This is a genomic window from Simplicispira sedimenti, from assembly GCF_022760965.1.
Lineage (GTDB): Bacteria > Pseudomonadota > Gammaproteobacteria > Burkholderiales > Burkholderiaceae_C > Simplicispira > Simplicispira sedimenti.
Map to the genome: position 1 here is coordinate 111,421 of NZ_JAKVIJ010000001.1, position 24,528 is coordinate 135,948.

22 protein-coding genes are annotated in these 24,528 nt (G+C 62.4%); 6 read left to right on the forward strand and 16 right to left on the reverse strand.

The window, feature by feature from the left end; translation table 11 throughout:
* Positions 1 to 43 precede the first annotated feature (43 nt).
* The gene (gene moaC / locus MJ602_RS00505; protein WP_243018976.1) at positions 44 to 532 is read left to right on the forward strand and encodes a cyclic pyranopterin monophosphate synthase MoaC; all 489 of its coding nucleotides are present in this window, start codon (positions 44 to 46) and stop codon (positions 530 to 532) included.
* A 60-nt stretch (positions 533 to 592) separates the two neighbouring features.
* Positions 593 to 1,198, forward strand: coding sequence for a Uma2 family endonuclease (locus MJ602_RS00510; protein ID WP_243018977.1), 606 nt, complete (start codon positions 593 to 595; stop codon positions 1,196 to 1,198).
* Here MJ602_RS00510 and MJ602_RS00515 read toward each other — a convergent pair.
* The 11 genes from MJ602_RS00515 to sucC form a co-directional block, all read right to left on the reverse strand.
* Positions 1,152 to 2,756 (reverse strand): Wzy polymerase domain-containing protein, encoded by a 1,605-nt coding sequence (locus MJ602_RS00515; RefSeq protein WP_243018978.1) that lies wholly within the window; start codon positions 2,754 to 2,756, stop codon positions 1,152 to 1,154. The genes MJ602_RS00510 and MJ602_RS00515 overlap by 47 nt on opposite strands.
* A 716-nt stretch (positions 2,757 to 3,472) precedes the next feature.
* The gene (locus MJ602_RS00520) at positions 3,473 to 6,496 is read right to left on the reverse strand and encodes a fused MFS/spermidine synthase (protein WP_243018979.1); all 3,024 of its coding nucleotides are present in this window, start codon (positions 6,494 to 6,496) and stop codon (positions 3,473 to 3,475) included.
* A 60-nt stretch (positions 6,497 to 6,556) separates the two neighbouring features.
* Positions 6,557 to 7,318, reverse strand: a complete 762-nt coding sequence (locus tag MJ602_RS00525) for a hypothetical protein (protein WP_243018980.1) — start codon at positions 7,316 to 7,318, stop codon at positions 6,557 to 6,559.
* A gap of 53 nt (positions 7,319 to 7,371) precedes the next feature.
* Entirely contained in the window at positions 7,372 to 7,905 is a 534-nt protein-coding gene (locus tag MJ602_RS00530; protein WP_279235517.1) for a pilin, read from the reverse strand.
* A 150-nt stretch (positions 7,906 to 8,055) separates the two neighbouring features.
* Positions 8,056 to 8,850, reverse strand: a complete 795-nt coding sequence (locus tag MJ602_RS00540) for an MBL fold metallo-hydrolase (RefSeq protein ID WP_243018981.1) — start codon at positions 8,848 to 8,850, stop codon at positions 8,056 to 8,058.
* A gap of 15 nt (positions 8,851 to 8,865) precedes the next feature.
* Positions 8,866 to 11,058, reverse strand: coding sequence for a CHASE2 domain-containing protein (locus MJ602_RS00545; RefSeq protein WP_243018982.1), 2,193 nt, complete (start codon positions 11,056 to 11,058; stop codon positions 8,866 to 8,868).
* 110 nt (positions 11,059 to 11,168) lie between these two features.
* On the reverse strand, positions 11,169 to 11,825 hold the full coding sequence (locus tag MJ602_RS00550; RefSeq protein ID WP_162014793.1) for an FHA domain-containing protein: 657 nt from the start codon (positions 11,823 to 11,825) through the stop codon (positions 11,169 to 11,171).
* A 48-nt stretch (positions 11,826 to 11,873) separates the two neighbouring features.
* Complete coding sequence (locus tag MJ602_RS00555) at positions 11,874 to 12,677, reverse strand: Stp1/IreP family PP2C-type Ser/Thr phosphatase (RefSeq protein WP_162014792.1); 804 nt, start codon at positions 12,675 to 12,677, stop codon at positions 11,874 to 11,876.
* On the reverse strand, positions 12,674 to 14,377 hold the full coding sequence (locus tag MJ602_RS00560) for a serine/threonine-protein kinase (protein ID WP_243018983.1): 1,704 nt from the start codon (positions 14,375 to 14,377) through the stop codon (positions 12,674 to 12,676). Before MJ602_RS00560 ends, MJ602_RS00555 begins: the two co-directional genes overlap by 4 nt.
* A gap of 246 nt (positions 14,378 to 14,623) precedes the next feature.
* Positions 14,624 to 15,520: a succinate--CoA ligase subunit alpha gene (sucD, locus tag MJ602_RS00565; protein WP_243018984.1), complete on the reverse strand. Its 897-nt coding sequence runs from the start codon at positions 15,518 to 15,520 to the stop codon at positions 14,624 to 14,626.
* Between the two features lie 15 nt (positions 15,521 to 15,535).
* Entirely contained in the window at positions 15,536 to 16,696 is a 1,161-nt protein-coding gene (gene sucC / locus MJ602_RS00570) for an ADP-forming succinate--CoA ligase subunit beta (RefSeq protein ID WP_162014789.1), read from the reverse strand.
* A gap of 168 nt (positions 16,697 to 16,864) precedes the next feature.
* Between sucC and argC the strand changes: the two genes are divergently transcribed.
* Entirely contained in the window at positions 16,865 to 17,797 is a 933-nt protein-coding gene (gene argC / locus MJ602_RS00575) for an N-acetyl-gamma-glutamyl-phosphate reductase (RefSeq protein WP_243018985.1), read from the forward strand.
* Between the two features lie 58 nt (positions 17,798 to 17,855).
* On the opposite strand, the gene recX is transcribed toward argC, so the two are convergent.
* Both recX and recA read right to left on the reverse strand, forming a co-directional pair.
* Positions 17,856 to 18,308: a recombination regulator RecX gene (gene recX, locus MJ602_RS00580; RefSeq protein WP_162014787.1), complete on the reverse strand. Its 453-nt coding sequence runs from the start codon at positions 18,306 to 18,308 to the stop codon at positions 17,856 to 17,858.
* Between the two features lie 6 nt (positions 18,309 to 18,314).
* Positions 18,315 to 19,397: a recombinase RecA gene (recA, locus tag MJ602_RS00585; RefSeq protein WP_243018986.1), complete on the reverse strand. Its 1,083-nt coding sequence runs from the start codon at positions 19,395 to 19,397 to the stop codon at positions 18,315 to 18,317.
* A 129-nt stretch (positions 19,398 to 19,526) separates the two neighbouring features.
* Between recA and MJ602_RS00590 the strand changes: the two genes are divergently transcribed.
* From MJ602_RS00590 to MJ602_RS00600, 3 genes are all read left to right on the forward strand, one after another.
* A complete protein-coding gene (locus tag MJ602_RS00590; protein ID WP_243018987.1) occupies positions 19,527 to 20,036 on the forward strand; it encodes a MarR family winged helix-turn-helix transcriptional regulator in 510 nt (169 codons plus the stop codon).
* Between the two features lie 55 nt (positions 20,037 to 20,091).
* Positions 20,092 to 20,766 (forward strand): response regulator, encoded by a 675-nt coding sequence (locus MJ602_RS00595; protein ID WP_162014785.1) that lies wholly within the window; start codon positions 20,092 to 20,094, stop codon positions 20,764 to 20,766.
* Between the two features lie 82 nt (positions 20,767 to 20,848).
* Positions 20,849 to 22,297, forward strand: a complete 1,449-nt coding sequence (locus MJ602_RS00600; RefSeq protein WP_243018988.1) for a sensor histidine kinase — start codon at positions 20,849 to 20,851, stop codon at positions 22,295 to 22,297.
* Here MJ602_RS00600 and MJ602_RS00605 read toward each other — a convergent pair whose 3' ends face one another.
* Genes MJ602_RS00605 through MJ602_RS00615 form a run of 3 tightly spaced genes read right to left on the reverse strand, consistent with a single transcriptional unit; the run spans position 22,298 to position 24,427 of the window.
* A complete protein-coding gene (locus MJ602_RS00605; protein ID WP_162014783.1) occupies positions 22,298 to 23,035 on the reverse strand; it encodes an SPOR domain-containing protein in 738 nt (245 codons plus the stop codon). It abuts the gene before it with no gap.
* Positions 23,036 to 23,048: 13 nt separating this feature from the next.
* Positions 23,049 to 23,891 (reverse strand): biotin--[acetyl-CoA-carboxylase] ligase, encoded by an 843-nt coding sequence (locus MJ602_RS00610; protein ID WP_243018989.1) that lies wholly within the window; start codon positions 23,889 to 23,891, stop codon positions 23,049 to 23,051.
* Positions 23,888 to 24,427 carry an SET domain-containing protein gene (locus MJ602_RS00615; protein WP_243018990.1) on the reverse strand — a complete coding sequence of 180 codons (540 nt, stop codon included), beginning with the start codon at positions 24,425 to 24,427 and terminating at the stop codon, positions 23,888 to 23,890. Before MJ602_RS00615 ends, MJ602_RS00610 begins: the two co-directional genes overlap by 4 nt.
* Positions 24,428 to 24,528 lie beyond the last annotated feature (101 nt).

The following is a 24,528-nucleotide window of genomic DNA, read 5'->3' on the forward strand; positions in this document are numbered from 1 at the left end:
GCCCTGTCTTGCCAAAGTTTCCGCCCGAGTCACAGCTTTACCTATGAACCCCCTCACGCACTTTGACGCCCAGGGCCAGGCCCACATGGTGGATGTGGCTGCCAAGGCGGCCACCCACCGCGTGGCCGTGGCCAGCGGCCGCATTGAAATGTTGCCCGCCACGCTGGCGCTCATCGAGGCCGGCAACGCCAAGAAGGGGGATGTGCTGGGCATTGCCCGCATCGCAGGCATCCAGGGCGCCAAGAAGACCAGCGACCTCATCCCCCTGTGCCACCCCTTGGCACTGACCCGCGTGGCGCTGGACTTTGCCCCCGCCAGCGCACAGTACCCCGGCGCCACCGGCATTGCCTGCACCGCCACGGTGGAAACGGTGGGCCCCACGGGCGTGGAGATGGAGGCCCTCACCGCCGTGCAGGTGGCCCTGCTCACCATCTACGACATGTGCAAGGCGGCCGATCGCGGCATGTCCATCCACGACGTGCGCGTGCTGGAAAAGCACGGGGGCAAGTCGGGGAGCTATGTGGCGGACTGATGCACGATGCTCCTTGCCAAGCGCCGACTGCTACCATGACCACCTACCCCGGAGCGAGCCATGTCCCTACCCGCACCACAGCCGTTTTTTGATGCCCAAGCCTACCTTGCCTGGGAGGCCGAGCAAAGCACCAAGCACGAGTACCACGACGGTGAGGTGTTTGCGATGGCGGGCGCGTCTGATGCCCATGTGACGGTGGCAGGGAATGTGTACATGGCCCTGCGCAACCACCTGCGCGGCAGCCCCTGCAGCGTGTTCATCTCTGACATGAAGCTGCGCGTGGAAGAAGACAACGCATTTTTTTACCCCGACATCTTCGTCACCTGCGCCGAGAGCGACCGTGGGCACAGCCACAGCAAGAGTGCCCCCGTGCTGGTGGTGGAAGTGCTGTCCCCCGCCACCAGCGCCTATGACCGCGGAGCCAAGTTTGCTGCCTACCGCAAGCTGCCCACGCTGCGCGAATACGCCCTGATCGACCCCGAGCGCCTGAGCCTGGACCTGTTTCGCCGCGAAGGCGACAGCAAGCGCTGGGTGCTGCACCCCATCGAGGCTGGCGGCCAGGTCGAATGGGCCAGCGTGGGCCTTCAAGTGCCGCTGGAAGCCCTGTACGAAGACGTGCCTATGACGACGGGGCCACAACCACACCCGGCTCCGGACCAGGCATAAGCTGCTCGCCCGACATCCCGTTCTTCTTCTGCCAGCGCGCATGGTCTTTGGGGTACGCCACCCGGTAGCGCTGCAAATGGAACTCGGCTTCGTCGTCCAGACCCAGCAAGGTGGCGCTTTCGATCAGGCGCTCGATCACGCGCGGCTCGGGTGAATAGTGCAGCATGCGCAGGGCCAGCGCGTGCAACTGCGGGGCGGTTTCGCGGTGGACCGGCATGGTGGTCAGCTCGGCAAAGGCAATGGCATCTTTGAAAACCCAACTGCCTTGCACCTGCGCCAGGGGGTTGTCGCGCATGGAAGGCATGCGCTGCGCCACAGGCGTGTAGATTTGACTGACGCGGTGGTACTGCCACCCCAGCGCCCCCCAGTGCACCAGACCCGCCACCGCCACCAGCACCCAAAGACCCAAGGGCACGCGCCGCATGGCTCGCACGGCTGCATCCAGCCCCGGCCCGCGCCAAAGCAGCGCCAAAGCCCACAGCGTGACGAGCTGGAACGGCCCGTACCACAGCGGAAACTCCAGCATGCTGTGCAGGCCGACTACCGCCAGAATGCCCCATGCCAACTGGCGCACCGGGTCGGTTTCTGCCCAGGGGCGTGCGCGCCACACCCACCACAGCACCAGCCCGCTGACCAGCAAAGCCAGGGGCAAGCCCAACTCCACCGCCAGATGCAGGGGCAGGTTGTGGGCGTTGTCCAGCAACACGCAAAAGCGCGTGCCCGGAAACAAGGTGATGTAGTGCGCATAGTCCAGCTCACCCCAGCCCCAACCCAGCCAGGGTTTTTGCAGGATCAGGTGCCACACGTTGGCCCACAGCACACCGCGACTGGTACAGCCCGGCGCTTGCCCAAAGCGGCTGAACAGCCCATCGGCCTGAAAGCCCGTCCATTGCCACAACAGCTCCGGTAACAGCCACGCCGCCCACCCGTACAGTAGTAGCCCCGCCAGCGCCAAGCCCAAAGGCACCAGCCCCCAGCTTACGCGCCACCAGAACAACAGCACGCACAACATCAACCACTGCGCCAGCCCCGTGCGCGAGGCAGTGGCGGCACTGCCCACCGCCAGCAAGGCCAGCGCCCAGGCCACGAGCAAGCCCAGCCCCACTGTGGCCATGGATCTCGTGCCTTGCCGCACCGCCGTACCTTGATTAACCTGGCCTTGAATGGACTGCGCCACCACCCACCACAACGCCCACAAACCCAAGCTCAGCAATGAGGCCTGCTGGTTGCGCTGCCTTAGCTGTCCCATGGCCACGCCCGGTTGCGCGGGATGCAGCCAGCCCCACCAGCCATCGGTCTGGCCAAAGTACTGCAGCAGGCCTACGGCACTGCCCAGCAAAGCCGCCAGCAGCACACCCGCCGCGCATTGCCGCGCCAGCGCGTGCCGGCCCGGCGCATCGGGCTGGCGCACCTGCCACACCAGCAGCAACGCCAGCACCCCGGCGCACAGCCAGGCGCACATCAGCGGCCAGAAATTGGTCAGAGGCGCACGGGTGCTGGAGAACAAAAACGGCACTGCCAGCGCCAGCGCGGGTCCCAGCCAAGTCAAAAAATGCATGTGCCTTGCCGCCCCTTTCATGGCGTGCGCTGATGCCATGACACCATGGGCCGGCGGGGGCGCGCAAGCCACACCGCTGCACGCACAACCCATCCACTACCCACCCCCCCGCGCGTATCGTAGCGGGGCCCATCATGTGCGGAGCGGCGCGTCACTATCCACTCCACGCCACAAGCTCATTTGCAAACCCGGACCTCCCTCGCCTGGGAGGCCGGGTTGCGCATCACGCACAAATACCATGGCAGCGAGGCTTTTTCCATGGCTGCCGCGTCCGAGACTCGTATGATCGCGGCACCCAACGTAGCCATGGCTCTGCGCAACCACCTGCGCTGCGGTCCGTGCAGCGCGCCCATCTCCGGCACAAAATGCAAGGCAAGGCGTTTTCTCCCCTCGGCGTTATGGTAGCCACCTGTCTCGCGAGCGGCCGCGGACAAAGCCGCAGCAAAAGCGCGTTTGTCCTGGTGCTGGAAGCACTCTTACTCGCCACCAACGCCTTTGATTGGGCGTGGCGGGATCGTCGCGTACCGCAAACTGCCCACGCTGCGCGAATACGCACTCATCGGTCCCGGATGCTGGAGCCTGAACCCGTTCCGTTGTGAGGGTAACCGCAACCGCTGGGTGCGGCGCCCTATCAATGCCGGAGTTTCTTTGACGCCTTATTCCGCAAAATTGCGTTTTATTGCCTATCAAATGACTCCATTTAGCGCTTCATTTGATTACTCGAATGCCATTGCATTTAATAACCATCTTTGGCGCTGATAGCCACCGGTAGATTTTACTTTGGTGCCATATTGATCTTCCATGGCGGCCACATCTCCCCATTTTTCTTGCTGAGCTAACGCCAGTGACATGGCGGAATAAGCCACAGGCGCAAATTCTTCGTCTAACACAGCGTTGTGAGGGCGATTGTCAAGCCATTCTCTAGCGGTGGCTTCCATTTTTCTAGTGTCTCTCGATGCCATGGCTTCGAGCAATTTGAGAGTTCTTTTTATCTCATCTGGCATGGAAGCGCAATCAATCCATTGGGGGGCGATCCAAACGCCTTTCATGTGCTCCGGGGTCAGAAATGCCATCGTGAGATCAACGACTTCTCTCATGCGACTTGCCAAAACATAAATCTGTTGCTTAGTCCAAGGCTTTCCACAATAAGGTACCGCACTCTTGAGTAACAGACCTGGTGCGGTAGATCGGCCTGGTTGCAAACCTGCTACTTGATGGTTTTCTTCCTCTCCACGAAGAATGGCGCCAATGGCGCGCGCGCGTTTCGTTACTAGTTCTGCAGGAAAGTGATTTAAATTTGATGGCTCAAGCTTTGAGTGCATCGCGGCTCTTACCCCCAGCATTTCCAGCATGAGTGTAGGCTGATGTGGAAGTTCGAGTAAATGGTCGGCGTTTTGGTGTTTGAAACGTGTGCGGGGAGCATTTAGGCCGAGCACTGGGTAGAAATCTGAATTGGTACGCAACTGATCATACAAACGTGAAAAGCCGCGCAACATTCTTGCATCTGCCACCCTTCTGAAGGAGATTTGGTCAGAGGATGCGATATTCAGGGCTTGAAGTTCCGTGAGTAAGTATCCGCCGTCCTGGATTTTTGAAAAATCAACAGGAGGCACTTTCCCTTTGGGTGTTGCAATTATCAATAGATCTGACCCGTTGGATAGCCAAGCTTGATAGTCTGAAAATGAGCTGGTTAAGCCCCGCAATATAGAGCCAACCAGAGATTCGTTGATTTCATACAATTGCACCCATTGAACAAATACGCCATTGTCACTCAGGTGGCGTGGAATGAATTTGTAAAATTCCTCCGAAAAAAGCGCTCCTACTCCGCTGATCCATGGATTGGACGGTTCGGAAATGATGATATCGTACTTCGTTTTCTGCCCCGAAAAAAATGCTTTCGCATCATCAATGACAATCGTGGAGCGCGGATCGGAGTATGCGCGTTCAACTCTTTTGCCGAAGAGCTTAGCACCATCTACCATTACTTTTTCTATTTCAATGGTGTCCACTTTTTGGATGCGTGTATCGCCAAGTAAGGTATGTGATGTCAATCCAGAACCAAAGCCGATCACGCCTACATTTTTCGGTTGGTCGACGATAGCAAGTGGCAATGCAGCCGCCATAACCATTGTGGGCTCGTCATGCGGTGGAATGCCGTGATCTGACATCAGTACTGCAGCATCCACCTTGCCATTGGTTGCTATCCGAAGCGTTTTTGCATCACGGTTTGCGATGACAGCAACACTTGCGGTTTTTCCATCGCGATAGAAAACGATATTATCCTCATTGGTGAGCTGAGAGTTGCCTGATCGAAATACGCCAGAAGCTAATCGCATGGCATCAAATGGCACACGCAAGCCGATGACAAGGAAGAATACGGAAAGAGCGGCGGCGAGTCCGAAACCCCTGAGAGAGCGCCTATCACTCACAAAAGCTCGCAAAAACAAGAGGCCGACAGCAATGTCCACAAGTGCAGCAATGCACAAAGTGAGTTTCAATCCAACGATGGGAATTAGCAGATGAATCGCGATGAACACACCTGCTATTGACCCAATCGTGTTTGCCGCATAAACCTTGCCAATGGCGCCCTCGCCGGCGCCATCGCGCAGCAACGCCACGGTGAAAAGGGGCAGCGTCGTCCCAGCAAAGAACGCGGCGGGCAGCATGATAGCTATAGCAATCACTGCTGTTCCTATGTTGAACAGCGCGTAACCTTCATCTGTTCTTGCCAGCGACTGGATCAACCAGCCGACCCATTCAAATGAGTTGCCGTAAACTATCAGCGAAATCAAAGCAGCAGAACCCATGAAAACTTGCATCCACCCAACAAGTTTCAATGGTTGATCGACGGTATCAGCTCTTTTGCGGACCCACAATCCTCCGAATGCGATACCGCCGATAAAGGATGCAAGCATTAATTCAAATGCATGCATGGTACTGCCGACTGCCATGCTCAGCATTCGTATCCATACGATTTCGTAGGCAAAAGAGGCAGCGCCCGATATAGCGGTTCCCCACAGAACGGATCGGATCAGTCTACTTTTCCTGCCGTTCTGATCTGCTTTGCTTATCAAGGAGGCGTTGCTGACAGGGGCTTTTGTTTGATCCTTGCCCGCAAGAAGCCATGCCAATATGGCAACCAGAAAGTTAAAAGCAGATGCAAAAATCATCGCTCCTGGCAGTCCAACCCAGGGAACCAAAGCAAATACCGCAATCAGTGCGCCCGCAGCGGCGCCGATGCTATTTGTAAAATAAAGGCCGCCTAATAATCCGCCTGCGCCTTCTGGGAATTTTCTGATTAATCCCGCGCTCATCAAGGGGAAGGTCATTCCGAGCAAAACGGTTTGTGGCAAGATGAGCGCAGCCGCAACAGACCATCGCAATAAATCGATGCTCAACGAAGATCCCAGCAATGGAATAATCACGTCATAACTAAATGCGGCAATAGTATTAAAAATCCAATGAAAAACCAGACCAAATACACCGATCACCAGCTCGATGGCGGCGTAGACTTTGATCAAGTTACGCCATTGCAAGCCCATGCGCGCCACGCTCACAGCGCCCAGAGCCATTCCGCCCATGAATATCGCGAGCACCAGAGCCTGCGCATAGGCGGCATGCCCCAAAAATAATCCGAGATAGTGCGTCCAAATCGATTGATAAATCAATCCGGCAAACCCAGACAAGACAAATACGAATAGCAGTGACAAACGTATTGTGTTCTTTTGTAAAATAATCAATTTGGCTCCTTGTTTGGCGGGTGATGATGGGGCTGCTATTGGTCTCGTTTTGATGTGCTATTATTTATATTGTTTAAAGCCATCTATTGGTGCATATTCGCGGGCATGGCCTGAATTGTCCAGGAAAACGATCCATTCCTTGTTTTTTGTGCTGGTGAATGGAATGAATTTTATTTGATCTGCTAACATGTCCGCCGTCAGTGGGCTGTTGATTTTTTTCATGAAAAATTTCTCAAAATCTTCTGGGCGCAGGTCGGTTGCCGGTTTGGCGGCGTCCAGCGCCTGTTTGGAGGCAGAGGCATAATCTGTCCATAATTCTTCGCGCTGGCTCGGCTCGATGCCTTGCAAGGATTGAAAAATCAATTCAGTGGAAGAGAGTTTTGGATTTTGAAAGTCAACGGCGACCAGCAAGGGACCGCGCAGTGAGCCCTGTATTGCGCAATGATCGTTTCCTTTGGATGAGCGCCATACCACTTCGTTGGCTTGCAAGACGACAAACCTGTCGCGCTCAAATACTATGGCAACGGGCCGTCCGTTGATTAAGACAAAAAATCCTAATAAAAACGCTGCAATTTGGATGGCAATGATCAACGTCCAATCAATGGCCAATGCTTTTTTTGTTTTATTTGTTTTTATTAGAAGGATGGGTAGTGCTACGGCAAGGAAAAATTGGATGCCTAAAATCGTGCATAGCGTGCGTCCCATTTCAAGGACGTGAAGCGTGGGATACGGGTACCATACGCCAAAAATCAAAGGAGCGGCGAAGGCCAGCATAACGGCATTCACCATCCAATTGGAAAGAATGGACCAGTGGCGCGACATCGGCGGTTAAAAAAAAGGAGTGCCGGGCACTCCTTTTCGTGAGGTAGGAAAAATTATCGGCAAATAGCAGGAGCGTACTTCGCTTCCAGTGTACCCGCTGTTGCCTTCATGCTTGCTTTCGTGGCAGAAACTTGGGTATCCGAAGCGCAAGCCCAGTCGATCGCTCCGCTCACCCCTGCCGTCAATGCGGCCTTCAGCTGTGTTGGCGCAGCAGCAGTATCGCGTACAAACGGGTTAATATTCACGGTATTTTTTGCGGCAGCCACACCGACTGCGGCAGCACGGTAGGTCACCGTGATTTCACCCGTATCACTGATTTGCACTTTTTCAACAAACTTAGAATTTGCACCAGTATTGCCTGCTTGTGCATTCCAAGTGGTCACCACGTTCGCCAGATCATCGACAGACGTAGCATCACTGCCCAGCATGCTTTTTGCACTTTCGGCAAGGCCCAAGCCTTCAGAAACTCGAGTGCGGACTGTGTAGTCCTGGTAAGCAGGCAGCGCAATGGCAGCCAAGATACCAATGATCGCCACAACGATCATCAATTCGATCAGGGTAAAACCCTTTTGCATAAAACGCTTCATAAATCACTCCTTGGAGAGTTGAAAAAGTCGATTGACGCACTATAACAAGCACGTTGCATGCCAACCCAGCCCAACAAGGCGTCCACTGCTTGCTGACACCAACCACCGCGCGTCCAGTAACACCAGTGACATTCCTGTCACTCAAAGATGTCAAACCTGGAACACATCCCCCGCCTGCAGCCACCGAATGTCATGCGGCGCCGCAAAACCATGGGGAATGCTGGCATCGAAACGACGGATCTCTTGCATGATGAGATCCGTCTCCAAGGGCTTGGTGTGGGTGATGTAGATGGGGCAACGTTGACCAGGCGCCAGTTGCGCCAGTTCCTCGGCCAAGGCGTGGGGAGCCAGGTGCTGGGCCAGTCGCGCGAGGGAACCTTCGCGGTTGCTGAAGGCGGTTTCTATGACCAGTGCGGCCAGCGGTAACCGGTTCACACGTTGCCAGAATTCCGGGCAGCTGCCGCCGGTGTCACCGCTGAACACCCACCACCCTGTATCACCCCGCACTGCGTAACCCACGGCCGGCACGGTATGGCGCGCCGGCAGAACCTCTATGTCGATGCCTGTCACTTGAAGGCCTTGCCCCACCTGCAAGGGCAGGTAGCGCACAAAGGGACGGGTCTGGCTGGGGATGCGGCTGAAGTCGGGCCAGATGACGTCATTGAAGATGTGCTGCTGCAGCGCGGCAATGGTGTCGGGCAACGCATGCAGGCGCAGCGGCTCGGCACGGCGCGAGGCCACCGCATCCAGCATCATGGGGAGCGCGGCGATATGGTCCAGGTGCGAATGGGTAAGGAAGACGTCGTCCACCGCCTGCATTTCATCCAGGGTGAGGTCGCCCACACCCGTACCTGCGTCGATGAGGATGCGCCCGTCAATCAGGAAAGAGGTGGTGCGGCAGTCCCGCGCGATGGCGCCAGAACAACCGAGCACGCGCACTTGCATGGTGGTGTGGCCTTGTTATTTGGTGTCGAAATGGGTTGCCCCATCCCAATCTGGATCGTAGGGTAGCACTCTACGCTCTTGCAGACGCTGCGCATAAAAGTGCAGCAGCTTGTCCCCTGCGGGGTTGGATTGGATGCTGGGCCAGAGTTCATCGCACAAGGACCAGTTCTGCGCCCGGAATGCGGCCAGCCAGCGGTGCCAGGATTCCATGGCCTGGAGGTTTTCACCCGCCACCCGCCCCGCCACACCCAGTGGGTAGTAGATGGCGACGGCCTGCTCCTTGCCTTTGACACGGACGCGGTCCAGCTCGAGCCAGACAAAACCCGGCGCCTGCGCGCGCGTGCTTTCGCTGGCAACGATCTCGACTCCATAGGCCTTGCACAGCCCTTCCAGGCGGGAACCGAGGTTGACCGCATCGCCGATGACGGTGTAGCTGCGGCGCACGTCGGAGCCCATGTCGCCCACGCACATGGGGCCGGTGTTGAGTCCTACCCCAACGCCGATGACGGGCAGGCCTTGCGCCTGGTGTTCGGTATTGACCGCGTGCACAGCCTGCACCATGTCCAGTGCCGCCTGCACCGCCAGGTGTGCATGGTCGGGAGCGGTCACGGGTGCGCCCCAGAAGGCCATGACGCAGTCGCCCATGTATTTGTCGATGGTTCCGCGCTGCTGGCGGATGACATGGGTGAGTCTGCTGAACAAGGTGTTGAGCAAGGCCTGCAACTGCACCGGCTCCATGCGCTCGGACAGGGTGGTGAAACCGCGAATGTCGCAGAACATCACCGTCAGCTCACGCATGGCCGCTTGCATGCTGTAGCGCTCGGGCTCGCGCACCATTTCATCCACCAGCTCGGGCGGCACGTAGGTACCAAACAAATGGGCCAGTCCGCGCTTGGTGCGGCTTTCCACAAAATAGCCGTAGCTCATGTTCAGGGCAAAGGCCAGCAGCACCATCACCAAGACGGTGGCCAAGGGAAACACCAGGCTGTGGGACAGAAACAGCCACAGATTCAAACCAACCAAGGCCGCAAACACCGAGATACTCAGTGCCAATGCGAGGCCAGCCCCCAGCCACGGCAACAGCAGTCCCAGCAACAAGCCGGCGATGGCAATCTGCGCCAGGTCAAAGCCCAGAGCGTAATCCGGCTGCACTGGGCCCTGCCCATCCAGAAAGCGGGCGACGAGGTTGGCGTGTGCCTCCACGCCCGGATAGGCGCCCCCCACAGGCGTAGCGCGCAAATCCTGCAGCCCCGGCGCCGTGGAGCCCACCAACACCACCTTGTCCCGCAATTGCGCGGCCGGGAGCTTGCCCCGCAGCACGTCAGATGCAGAGACATAGCTGAACGAGCCGCCCTGCTGTCCCCCGGGCCCTCGGTAGGGCACCAGCACTGCCAACCGATCGTCGGTGGGGATGAGTTGGCTGCGCCCATCCTGGTGCAGTTCGATGCCCTGAACGGCAGCCCATTCCTGCGTGCCGCCCGCCGCAAAGCTGGGCCGCACCTCCGGCAAGCCCAGCAGGGTACGAAACACGGCCAACGCCAGGGATTCGTAGTACTGCCCCTGGTACTGCGCCAGCAGTGGCAATGAACGCACCACGCCATCATCGTCGGACATGGCATTGAAAAAACCCGCCACGGGCGCCGCCTGGGCCAGCGAGGGGATGTTGCTGCCATGCCCGTTCCAGGCCGTGGCGCGCAATGCCTGGCCCATCAATTGCTGGCGGGTCACCACAGGCTGGGGGAGCTGGCCACGCGCGCCACCGTCGCGGTCGCTGGTGAAGTAGTACCCCAGCACCACGCTCTGCCCTCGCAGCACTTCAGCGAAGCGTTGGTCAAAGTCGAGTTTCGGGGCCAGCTTCTGCAGGGCCTGCCCATAGCCGGGCATGTCGCGCAATGCCCCCTGGGCCAAGTGCTGCAGATGGCGCAGCCCTGAGCTGCCATCGGGCTCGGAAAAAACGACATCGAAACCCAAGACAGCCGCCTGTTGGCGCTCCAACAGCTCCTGGGTCAATTGCGCCAGTTTGTCACGCCCCCAGGGCCAATGGCCTACTTCTTCCAGGCTGCGCTCGTCAATATCGACGATCACCACACGCTCGTCCAGCGTGCGCGGCATGGTGGCGCGCAAGCGGATGTCGTAAATGATCTGGTCCAGCCGATCGAGCACCGGCATGCGCCATGCACCGCTGGCGTGCAGCAACGCCAGCAGCATGGGCAAAAAAGCAACCAGGAGGCGCAAGCCGCGGCGGCGCAATGCAGCGCTCCAACGTTTGGCCTGGACCGAAGGCGCCTGGTGCGTCATGGCCTCAGGCCAGGGACTGGTCAGCTCTGGACGAACTGCATTTCGGTGCCAGCAAGCTCCAGTCGGTCACCGTTGTGCAGTGGCACCGGTGTACCTCCAATGCGCTGGCCATTGTGCAACGGCATATCTGGCCCTTCGACGTGGGCCAGCACGAATCCGTTGTTTCTGCGCGTGATGGACGCCACCGCCAGCCCAGGCTTGCCGATGGTCGTCACTACTTTGGTGAGCGCCACCTCGCGGCCAGCCGCCGCGCCACTCATGACCTTGATGACCGCATGGAGCGGCGCTGCGGCAGCAGCTGGAGCCGCTGCAGGAGCGGGCCGTGGCATGGCCGGGGGCAGCACCATGCCGGGCTTGAAGATCATGGTCTTTTCGAACCCGCCCGCCTCTTCGTCGCCATGGAAGCGGATCTTGTACTTGCCCACCTCTATGGTGTCGCCGTTGCGCAAAGGTTGGCGCTTGGCGGCCTTGCCATTGACATAGGTGCCATTCGTGCTGCCCAGGTCTTCGACCTCGACTTCCTCGCCATGCATGTGGAACACCGCGTGCTCTCCACTGACGGCCAAGTTGTCGATCACGATGTCGTTGTAGGGACGACGCCCGAGGGTGGTGCGCTCCTTGGTGAGCTGCACTTCCTTGATGACGACACCGTCGATCGACACGATCATTTTGGGCATGACCAACTCCTGTAGTTCTCTAAGCTTGAGTAATGAATCTGTGGCTGGTTATGCCGCACCCAACAGGCGCGACATGAAACCTCGTTTGGGACTGTCTGCCGCCGCCTGCACTAGCACCACGCTGATGTTGTCCCGCCCACCTGCGGCGTTGGCGGCGTCGATGAGCTGGCGCGCCTTGTCAGCCAGAGGCACGCTGGCAGCAGCCAGATCGGTCAACTCCTTGTGCCCGACCATCTCACTCAGGCCGTCGGAGCACATCAGGTACAAGTCCTGCGGCTCCACAAGGAATTCATTGATTTCGACCAGCACGTCTTCTTCCACGCCCAGCGCGCGGGTCACGAGATTGCGGCTGCTCGACAGCGCCGCCTGCTGCGGCGTGATGAGGCCTGCGTCGATCTGTTCCTGCAACCAGGAATGGTCACGCGTGATCTGCTCCAGCACCCCTTCACGCAAACGGTAGCAGCGCGAATCGCCAATATGCCCCAGCATGAGACGAGTGCCCTGGAACACGCCCACCACCAACGTGGTGCCCATGCCCATGTACTGCGGGTTGGCCTCCGAAGCGCCCAGGATGGCCTGGTTGGCGTTATCCACACAGATCTCGATGGCACGCCGCAAATCCTGCGCCTTGAGGTGCGTGCCTGCCTGCGCAATCCAACGGGAGAGCTCGGCCTGAATGAACGTGGTGGCCATGCCGCTGGCCACCTCCCCAGCGTTGTAGCCCCCCATGCCGTCAGCCAGCACGGCGAGCTGCGCCACAGGGTCGACCGTGACCGCGTCTTCGTTGTTGGCGCGCACACGGCCCGGGTCGGTGAGCGCGCAGAACTGGTAACTGATGGACAAACCCGTCATGGCGTGGCCTTGTCCCGGCCCGTTGCGGGCGTGCGCGGCGCAGCCGCGTCCATCACGGTTTCTTGGAAATCCGACATATTGTGCCCAGGGGGATTGCTGAGCGCATCATAGACGAGCGCCTGCCCTGGCGACACGTTCGCGGGGGTGCCTGCCCCCCCGAGGGTGGCGTGCACGCCACGCAGGGCGGAAGCAAACTGCCGTCCGGTCTGAAAGCGCTCGCGCGGGCTCTTGCGCAAGGCCTGTTCCACCACCTGCGCCAGGTCCGCCGGCAGTTCTGGCCGCAGCGTGCGCAGGTCAGGGGCAGGCGTATGGGCGATGTGGTGCATCAGCTCGCTCATGGAGTTGCCGCGCAGGGGCAACTGGCCGCTCAGCAGCTGGAACAGTGTGACGCCCAAGGCGTACAGATCGCATCGCCCATCCACGCGCTGGCCCGCGAGCTGCTCGGGCGCCATGAAGCTGGGCGTGCCCAGCACGAGACCGGTGCGCGTCTTGCTGCTGTCGGTGATGCGGGCGATGCCAAAGTCCGATACCTTGACCGCGTCGGCGCGCGGGTCGTACATGATGTTGGCGGGCTTGATGTCACGGTGCACCACATTTTGCTGGTGCGCATAGTCCAACGCATCGGCCACCCGCGCCGCAATCGACACCACCTGCTCCACCGGCAGCAACTTGCCCGGCTGGGTAGCGCTGCTCAGGTCCTGGCCCTTGAGCAGTTCCATGGCGATCCAGGCCAGGCCCTGGTCCTCACCCGCGTCATAGATGGTGACGATGTTCTGGTGCTGCAGCCGCCCTGCGGATTCGGCCTCACGGAAAAAGCGCGCCCGAGCATCCACAAGGGCCGCACCATCGAACTCCTGCCCCAGCGCCAGCGCCTTGATGGCCACGATCCGGCCAATCTTGGGATCGCGCCCCTGATAGACCACGCCCATGGCACCACGACCCAGCTCCTTTTCAATCTGATAGCGCCCCAGCGTGGCAGGGTGCGCCGCAGAATCCGATGGCAGTTCCTGGGGCTTGCTGGCCTGGGCTGCTATTTCGGCCAGGTGACGTGCACGCTTGCGCCGCTTGCGCGCTTCGGCATGCTGGCGGTCGTGACGCAGGAGGTGTTCATACACCGCCACGGCCTGGTCGTAGCGATGCTTCTGTTCGAACTCATGGGCCAGGTTCAGCAATTCGCCCTGCACCTGCGGCAAGCCGCGCGCACGGCGCAGGCGCTCAAAAGCCATATCCAATTGACCTTGGCCCATCAAGGCCAAGCCCATCATGCGCTCGGATTCGACCTCTGCGGCCGACGGCGCAGCCACCGCCTTGTGCTCCGGATCGACCCGCACCAGCAGGACCTGCACCAACCCACCCAGCACCAGCACCTCCACCGGCAGAGTGAGCGGCAGCGCCACAGAAGCCGCTTGCATGGCGCCCCACTGCAAAGCCAGCAGCGCGCCCGCCAGACCGAGGGCCAGTCCTGCCCCGGCAACCGCGCTCAACACCGGCAAGACCCCGACGAGCACCAGCAGAGCCGCCTGCACACCCAGCCAAGGCAGAGCCACTACCCACGCCGGCACAGCATGCAGTTGCTCCGCAGAATGCACACCTGTCGCTGCAGCGTCGAACAGATGGCGATCCAGCGCACCGCCAGACAAGAGATGCAGCAGCCCCAGCACCAGCGCCACCAGCACGGCCCCAGCCCCGTGCCGTAGCACGTGCTGCCATGTCTGACGCCCTCCTCGGTGACCACCCACTGTTTGCACCCCTGTTGTTCGCACTCTATGTAAGCAAGAATTGCGCCCCGACATCCGGGGCCACGCCATGAGGCTATGACCAGTTACCCAGCCATAGCGACAGGGTTTGCCTGCGCCGGATCCGACAAAATTGTCAGCACCAGAAACAAAAAGCGCCTGGGCACAGGCCACAGGCGCTTCGGTCGGACGCGCCCACAGGCGCTGCACTCACTTGAGCTGTGCCTTGAGCAGCTTGCCCAGCTCCGAGGGGTTGCGCGTCACGACGAAACCGCACTCTTCCATGATGGCGAGCTTGGCATCGGCCGTGTCGGCCCCGCCGGAGATCAGCGCGCCGGCGTGGCCCATGCGCTTGCCGGGAGGGGCGGTCACGCCAGCGATGAAGCCGACGATGGGCTTCTTCATGTTGGCCTTGCACCACTGGGCGGCCTCGGCTTCATCAGGACCGCCGATTTCGCCGATCATGATCACGGCGTCGGTGTCGGGGTCGTCGTTGAAGGCCTTCATCACGTCGATGTGCTTGAGACCGTTGATCGGGTCGCCGCCAATGCCCACGGCGGTCGATTGGCCCAGACCCACCTCGGTCAGCATGGCCACGGCTTCGTACGTCAGCGTACCGGAACGGGACACCACGCCGATGCGGCCCTTGCGGTGGATGTGGCCGGGCATGATGCCGATCTTGATTTCGTCGGGCGTGATGATGCCGGGGCAGTTGGGGCCCAGCAGCAGCGTCTTCTTGCCGCCAGCAGCTTCCTTGGCCTTCATCTTGTTGCGCACTTCGAGCATGTCGCGCACGGGGATGCCTTCGGTGATGCAGATGGCCATGTCCAGGTCGGCTTCCACGGCTTCCCAGATGGCAGCGGCGGCACCTGCGGGCGGCACGTAGATCACCGACACGGTGGCGCCGGTCTGCGTGGCGGCTTCCTTGACGGAGGCGTAGATCGGGATGTTGAAGATCGACTCACCGGCCTTCTTGGGGTTCACGCCCGCGACGAAGCAGTTCTTGCCGTTCGCGTATTCCTGGCACTTTTCGGTGTGGAACTGGCCGGTCTTGCCCGTGATGCCCTGGGTGATGACCTTGGTGTCTTTGTTGATGTAAATCGACATGTGTGTTCTCCGGGCTTACTTGACGGCAGCAACGATCTTGGTCGCGGCTTCGGCCATGGTGTCGGCCGCGATGATGGGCAGACCGGATTCGGCCAGCAGCTTCTTGCCCAGCTCTTCGTTGGTGCCCTTCATGCGCACCACCAGCGGCACGGACAGGTTCACGGCCTTGCAGGCGGTGATCACGCCGGTGGCGATGGTGTCGCACTTCATGATGCCGCCGAAGATGTTGACCAGGATGCCCTTGACGTTCTTGTTCTTGAGCATGATCTTGAAGGCTTCGGTCACCTTCTCGGCGGTGGCTCCGCCGCCCACGTCCAGGAAGTTGGCCGGCTCGCCGCCGAACAGCTTGATGGTGTCCATGGTGGCCATGGCCAGACCGGCGCCGTTCACCAGGCAGCCGATGTTGCCGTCCAGGCTGATGTAGGCCAGGTCGAACTTGGAGGCCTCGACTTCAGCGGGGTCTTCTTCGTCCAGGTCGCGCAGGGCCACGATCTCGGGGTGGCGGAACAGCGCGTTGGCGTCGAAGTTGAACTTGGCGTCCAGGGCGATCAGGTTGCCCTTGGAATCGCAGTTCAGAGGGTTGATTTCCACCAGCGACGCGTCGGTGTCCATGTAGCACTTGTAGAGCTTGGCGAACAGATCCACGGCCTGGTCCACCGAGCCGCCGGTCAGGCCGATGGCCGCAGCGATTTTCTTGGACTGGTCGGCGGTGATGCCGGTCAGCGGATCGATCATCTCGGTGATGATCTTCTCGGGCGTGGAGTGGGCCACTTCCTCGATGTCCATGCCGCCTTCGCTCGAGGCGATCAGGGCCACCTTCTGTGTGGCACGGTCGGTCACCAGCGAGATGTACAGTTCATTCTTGATGTCGGCGCCGTCTTCGATGTAGAGGCGGCGAACCTTCTGGCCTTCGGGGCCGGTCTGGTGCGTGACCAGCTGCATGCCCAGGATCTGCTCGGCCAGCTTCTTGACGTCGTCAATGCTCTTGGCCACCTTCACGCCGCCACCCTTGCCACGGCCGCCCGCATGGATCTGGGCCTTGACCACCCAGACGGGGCCACCCAGCTTCTGGGCCGCTTCCACGGCCTCCTGGACGGTGAATGCCGGAATGCCCCGGGGTACGGGCACGCCAAAATTACGCAAGATTTCCTTGCCTTGGTATTCGTGAATCTTCATGAGGGTCTCTCTCAGGGAAGGGATTTCACCCGTCTACCATGGCTGATTGTTCTGGCGGCGGGCTTGGGACATGGCAGCCGGTAAATGTATCATGGTGCGGCGCACCATACCTTTTTGCAAACTTACATGCTGCGACACCCCCGTGCCGCACATGGCCCTGGAGAGACCATGCCCACCGTATTCATCGATGGCGAAGCCGGTACCACCGGCCTGCAGATCCGCGAACGCCTGCAAGGCATGGCGGGCGTGCAACTGCTGAGCATCGCGCCCGAAAAGCGCAAGGATCCACTGGCCAAGCGCGCACTCATTGCGCAGGCCGATCTGGTGGTGCTGTGCCTGCACGACGACGCAGCGCGCGAGAGCGTGGCACTGGTGGACGCCATCACCCAGGAGACCGGCAAGGCCATCAAGATCATCGACGCCAGCACCGCCCACCGCACCACGGCAGGCTGGGTCTATGGCTTCCCGGAGCTGTGCGCAGGGCAGGCAGATGCCGTGCGCCAGGCGACGCGCGTGGCCAACCCCGGCTGCTACGCCACCGGCGCCATCGCCCTGCTGCGCCCGCTGGTCGATGCAGGCCTGCTGCCGCAAGACGCAGCGCTGTCGCTGCCCTCGGTGTCGGGCTACAGCGGCGGCGGACGCAGCATGATCGAAGCCTATGAAGCCGGCCAGGCCGCGCCTTACGAGGCCTACGCCCTGGGCCTGGCACACAAGCACATCCCCGAGATCCTGCATTGCACCGGCCTGACCCGGCGCCCGGTGTTCATTCCGGCCGTGGGCAATTTTGCGCAGGGCATGCTGGTGCAATGCCCGCTGCACCTGGACCTGCTGCCCGGCGCACCCAAGGCCGCCGACCTGCACGATGCACTGGCCGCCCACTACGCCCGCACCAACACGCCAGAGCAGTATGTGAAGGTCCTGCCTCCCACCGACGACCTGAAACTCGCAGCCGACACCCTGGCCAACACCAACCAGCTGGAGCTGCGCGTATTTGCCAACGAAACCTACCGCCAGGCCGTGCTGGTGGCCCGGCTGGACAACCTGGGCAAAGGCGCCAGCGGCGCCGCCGTGCAGAACCTGCGCCTGATGCTGGGGCTTTGATTGCTATTGTTTTAATAGCTGCTGGCGCTTGATCATCAAGCGCCAGCAGCCAAAAACACTAAAAATCGTCTTCCACACCCCGCACCACGCGGCGCACGGTGTCGGAGGCAAATCCACGTGCCAGCAGAAAGCGCACCTGGCGGGCGCGGCCCGCAGCGTCGGGCGCGGGCGCGCCAAACTTGCGCTCCCACAGCACCCGGGCACGCTCCAGTTCGGTGCCGCCCAGGCCTTCCAGGGCCGCATCCACCGTGGAGGCATCCAGCCCCTTGGCCTGCAGTTCCTGGCGCAAACGCTGCGTACCCAAGCGGGCAGCGCGGCGGTGGACCAGCGATGCGGCGGCGCGCTCGTCGCTGAGAAAGCCCTGGGCCTGCAGGGCATCGAGCAGGGCATCGAGCTGCCCCTCGGTTTCCTCGTGCGGCGCCAGCTTGCGCCGCAGCTCCGAGCGCGTGTGCTCGCGCCGCGCCAGGCTGCGCAGTGCGCGGGCCCTGAGCGAAAGGGCGGGCTGTGCCATGCCCGCTTACGCGGCGTTTTCCGAAGCAGACGCGCCAGAGGCTGACGGCTGCAGGGCAATACCCAACTGTTCGCGAACGCGGTTCTCGATTTCAAGCGCCAATTCGGGGTTTTCGCGCAGGAACTCGCGCGCGTTGTCGCGGCCCTGGCCGATTTTTTCGCCGTTGTAGGCGTACCAGGCGCCGCTCTTTTCGATGATGCGTGCGTTCACGCCCATGTCGATGATCTCGCCCTCACGCGAAATGCCCTCGCCGAACAGAATGTCGAACTCCGCTGTCTTGAACGGGGGGCTGACCTTGTTCTTGACCACCTTGACCTTGGTTTCGTTGCCGATGGCCTCTTCGCCCTTCTTGATGGTGCCGGTGCGGCGGATATCGAGGCGCACCGAGGCGTAGAACTTCAGCGCATTGCCGCCCGTGGTGGTTTCGGGGCTGCCGAACATCACGCCGATCTTCATGCGGATCTGGTTGATGAAGATGACCGTGCAGTTGGTCTTCTTGATGGTGGCGGTGAGCTTGCGCAGCGCCTGGCTCATCAGGCGCGCCTGCAGGCCGGGCAGTGCATCGCCCATTTCGCCTTCGATTTCGGCCTTGGGCGTGAGGGCGGCGACCGAGTCCACGATGATCAGGTCCACAGCGCCCGAGCGCACCAGGCTGTCCACAATCTCCAGCGCCTGCTCACCCGTGTCGGGCTGGGAGATCAGCAGATCCTGCAGGTTGACGCCAAGCTTTTGCGCGTACTGGATGTCGAGCGCGTGCTCGGCGTCCACGAACGCGCACTGCCCGCCGAGCTTCTGCATTTCGGCCACCACCTGCAGCGTGAGCGTGGTCTTGCCGGAGGATTCGGGACCGTAGATCTCGATCACACGGCCGCGCGGCAGGCCACCCACGCCCAGGGCAATGTCCAGGCCCAGCGAGCCGGTGGAAACGACCTGGATGTCCTCGATCACCTCGCCCTCACCCAGGCGCATGATGGTGCCCTTGCCGAACTGCTTCTCGATCTGCGCCAGCGCGGCCTGCAGGGCCTTGGCTTTTTCGTCCTTGGCCTTGTCGTTGTCAGCGGGAGAGGTACGGGTGGCGGTAGCGTTCACGGTGGACTCCTTGGAAGGTGGGATGGTGTCGCCTGTTTTTCATCACAGGCTGGATGCTTGAACAGTAGTTTATCCAGCAATAAATCAAACATCGCCAAATATTTGGTCAGTTTGATTTACCATTTCCGCATGACTGACACCCTCGCCGCCACGCCTATGGATGCCGCGCACCACGATGCCTGGCGCCAGACGCACCTGGGCCGCCTGATGGGCCACGCCCTGCGCCGCTTTGATGCGCGGGTGCTGCAGCTCATGGCGCGCAATGTGGAGGTGCCGCTGGCGCTGTCCAACCTGGCGGCGCGCCAGCAGGTGAGTGCGGCGCATGTGCACATCACGCGCCACCTGTCGCTGCGCGGCGACCGGCTCAGCGACCTGGCCGCCAAGGCGGGCATGACCAAGCAGGCCATGGGCACGCTGGTGGACCAGTGCGAGGCCTGGGGCCTGGTGCAGCGCCTGCCTGACCCGCACGACGCACGCGCGCGGCGCGTGTGCTTCACCCCCACGGGGCTGGACTGGCTGCGCGCCTTCGAGGCGGCCGTGGCGCAGGCCGAGGCCGAATGGCGTGCCGAGGTGGGCGACGCCGTGGCCACGGTGGTGTCCATCGGGCTGGAGACCTATGCCAGCGGCGCCTCGTCCTGAGAACGTGCGCTGAGGCAACGCCCTAAAATCCTTGCATAACCAGGAGACTCCCCCCATGCGCATCCTCATAGCCGAAGACGACCAGGTGCTGGCCGACGGGTTGCTGCGCACGCTGCGCAGTTCGGGCGCCGTCGTGGACCATGTGGCCAACGGCGCCGAGGCCGACGCCGCGCTGATGACCAACAACGAATTTGATCTGCTGATCCTGGACCTGGGCCTGCCGCGCATGCACGGGCTGGAGGTGCTCAAGCGCCTGCGCGCGCGCGGCACGGCGCTGCCGGTGCTCATCCTCACCGCGGCCGACAGCGTGGAGGAGCGCGTCAAGGGTCTGGACTACGGCGCCGACGACTACATGGCCAAACCGTTTTCGCTGCAGGAGCTGGAGGCGCGCGTGCGCGCCCTCACCCGCCGGGGCATGGGCGCCACCAGCAGCACCATCAAGCACGGCCCGCTGGTGTACGACCAGGCCGGGCGCGTGGCCACCATCGACGGCAAGATGATCGAGCTGTCGGCGCGCGAGCTGGGCCTGCTGGAGGTGCTGCTGCAGCGCGCCGGGCGCCTGGTCAGCAAGGACCAGCTCGTGGAACGCCTGTGCGAGTGGGGCGAAGAGGTGAGCAACAACGCCATCGAGGTGTACATCCACCGCCTGCGCAAGAAGATCGAGAAAGGCCCGATCCGCATTGCCACCGTGCGCGGGCTGGGCTACTGTCTTGAAAAAATTCCAGGCTGAAAATTGCTATGTTCTTGATAGCTAGTGACGCTTGATTTCATTGCCTTACAAGCCAATTTGATTCAAATCCAGGGCCGCCACCTTGAAACTCTTTCAGCGCGAGCAACGCTCCCTGTTCGGCGAGATCCTGGACTGGATGCTCACCCCGCTGCTGCTGCTCTGGCCTGTGGGCCTGGCACTGACCTGGCTGGTGGCACAGGGCATTGCCAACAAACCGTTTGACCGCGCCCTGATCTACAACGCGCACGCCCTCGCACAACTGGTGACGGTGCAGCGCGGCAGGCCGCAATTCAACCTGCCACAGTCCGCCAGCGAAATCCTGCGCGCCGACGATTCCGACTCGGTCTATTACCAAGTGCTGGGGCCGCGCGGGGAATGGCTCTCGGGTGAGCGCGACCTGCCGCCCCCGCCGGAGGAAGAAACCCCCCAGCCCGGTGATGTGCGCTTGCGCGACGCCGAACTGCGCGGCGTGGACATCCGCGTGGCCTACATCTGGGTGCGCGTGCCGGTGGAGGGCAACCCGCTGGCCCTGGTGCAGGTGGCCGAAACGCGCGAGAAGCGCAGCGTGCTGGCCACCGAGATCATCAAGGGCGTGATGGTGCCCCAGTTCGTGCTGCTGCCGCTGGCCGTGCTGCTGGTCTGGCTGGCGCTGGCGCGCGGCATCAAGCCGCTCAACCAGCTCGAAGAGCGCATCCGCGCACGCAGCCCCGACGACCTCTCGCCGCTGGACCACAAGACCGTGCCGCTGGAAGTGGCGCCGCTGGTGGACTCGGTGAACGACCTGCTCACGCGCCTGAACGATTCGCTGGCCACGCAAAAGCGCTTCCTGGCCGACGCCGCGCACCAGCTCAAGACCCCGCTGGCGGGCCTGCGCATGCAGGCCGACCTGGCCCAGCGCGAGGGCACCAGCACCGACGAGCTCAAGCAATCGCTCAAACAGATCGGGCGTTCCAGCATCCGCGCCACGCACACCGTCAACCAGTTGCTGGCCCTGGCCCGGGCCGAGGCCAGCGGCGCGCAGATGACCCAGCAGCGCTGCGACCTGGCACGCCTGACCATGGACGTGGTGCGCGACTCGGTGCCCCGCGCCATGGACAAGCGCATCGACCTGGGCTACGACGGTGCCGAGCCCGGCGCCCCCGGCGTGTGGCTGGACGGCAACCCCACCCTGCTCAAGGAACTGGTGCGCAACCTGGTGGACAACGCCATCAACTACACCCCCTCCTCGGACGACAGACCCGGCGTGGTGACCGTGCGCGTGCTGGCAGACACCTTCGGCCGCGTGCTGCTGCTGCAGGTGGAGGACACCGGCCCCGGCGTGCCCGAGTCTGAGCGTGAGCTGATCTTCCAGCCCTTCTACCGCGCGCTGGGCAGCGAGGCCGACGGCTCCGGACTGGGCCTGCCCATCGTGCAGGAGATCGCCCGCCAGCACCAGGCCGAAATCAGCGTGGAAGACGCCCGCCCCGGCCAGACACCGCCCGGGGCGCGGTTCACCGTGCGCTTCCCGGCACGGGACGACCAGAACGATTGATCAGGAACAGGGCTTGAGCGTCTTGCCCGCCATGGCCGGGCGCAGCACGTCCAGCTGGGGGCGCAAGGCATCGTCCACGCTGGGCAGGCGCAACTGGTAGCCAGGGGTGTCGGGGCGCTCCTGCACCACCTTGGCCGTGCGCACGCCCTTGGCCACCAGATTGCCCATGCCACGCTGGGCCGCCTCTTCGGTGGAGAAGCGCCCCAGCGACAGCCCCGGCTCCAGCGACGCGGTGCTGGGCCGATCAAAGGAAATACCCAGCTCGCGCAGTTCAGCGCGCTTCTTGGCCAGGGCGTCGGCATCGGCGAACTTGCCCATGTACACCATCCAGCGGCCCGGGATGGTGGTGCGCTGCAGGCTCCAGCTGCCCTGGGGCAGCGCACCAGCCACGCGGCGCAGGGCGTTGGCCTGTTCTTCGTCGAACACCCCGGCCTGCAGGCATTCGCCCGCAGGGCGGGCGGGCTCGGTGGCCGCCACTGGGACCGACGCCGCAGGCGCCTCGGCGCTGGCCTGGACGGCACTGTGCTCTGGGGCGGGCACAGCGGCCGGGGCCGGGCGCACGGGCGGGGTGGCAGGCTCCCCCGCCAGGCGCACGGCCTCGGGGCGGATCTGCTGCTGCAGGCGCTGCGGTTCGCCCTGGGGCGCAGGCGCCAGGCCCCACTCGGCCAGATGGCCCTGGGACCAGGCGTAATAGCCAGCATTGGCCAGCAAAAGCACGATAACGGTCAGACGCAACATGTAAAAAAGCGGTTCAGGAAGGCCGCACGCTGATTTCAGCGCTGGTCACGGCCTGCATGCCCCGCGCAGTATGCACGAGCAGTGCGCCATCCTCGCCCACGCCATGGGCCTCGCCTTGCGTGCCGTCGCTGAGCTGCACGCTGCGGCCCGCCAGCGCATCGCGCAGGCCAAAGCGCGGCTGCAGGGGCGCAAAGCCATACTGGGCAAAAGCCTGCAGCATGGACACCAAAGGCGGCACCACCCGCAGCAGCGCCGTGGGCGCATCCAGGCCGGGCTCCACCTCTTGCAGGCTGCCCGGCGGCAGCGACAGGCCCGCAGCGTCCTGCGGCAGCACGTTCAGCCCCACGCCGATGACCACGTAGCGGCCACTGTGGGCGGCCGTGGCAGGCGAACCGGCGGACGCGCCCCCCACAAAGCTGGCCGTTTCCACCAGAATGCCGCCCAGCTTGCGGTCGCCCTGGGCACCGCCCAGCCACAGATCGTTGGGCCACTTGAGCGCCACCCGCGGCGTGCTGCTGCCCGCAGCGGGCAAGGTGGGTTGCAGGCTTTCGGCCACGCTCACGCCCACGGCCAGCGACAGGCCCGACCAGTCCTGCGGCCCCAGCGGCAGACCCAGCGAGAAGGTCAGCGAAGCGCCCGCCGCACTGCGCCAGGGCCGGCCCATGCGGCCCTTGCCAGCGGTCTGCTGCTCGGCCACCAGCAGTACCGGGTCGCACTGGCCCGCGCGGGCGCGGCGCATGAGCTCGGTGTTGGTGGAGTCGATTTCGGGCAGCACCTCGACCGTGAAGCCAGGCAGCAGCGGCACCACGGCTTCCCACAGGGCCTCGGCGGGCCAGCGCAGCGCGGCGGCGCTCATGAGCGCCCCTTGGTACGTGCCCCACCGGGCTGCACCGGGTTGTCGGGGTGCGGCGGCGCCCAGCCGCGCTTGGGTGCCAGCAGGGTGCCACGGCAGTTGGGGCTGCCGCACCAGCAGGGGTACTCGGCCTTGAGCTTCTTGGTGTAGCGCTCGTCGATGATGAGGCCGTAGTCGTAGTTCAGCTCTTCGCCGGCCGCGATGTTGCGCAGCGCGGTGATGAAGACGCGGCCGTCGCGCTCATCGGCATAGCAGTTGGGGTTGCAGCTGTGGTTGATCCAGCGCGCGGCGTTGCCGCCGTATTTGGCGTCGATGACGCGGTCTTCGTCCACGTGGAAGTAGAACGTGTGGTTGGGCTGTGCGGGGTCGTGCGGATGGCGGTCCTGCGCTTCCTGCCAGGTGATGACCTCGCCGGTGTACTCGATCAGCACCTCGCCCTCGGCAATATCCTGCACCGCAAACACGCCCTTGCCATGCACGCCCGAGCGGCGGGTCTGGATGCGGCGACCAGGGGCAAGGGCGGTGCGGGTGCGGGGCATGGCAAAACTCTGTTAACTTGATGGTGCACACATGTGCGTGCGCGTGCACGCGCGTGAGAGCACCGATTGTAGAAGCGCCCGGCAGCGTGCCGGGCGGCGTC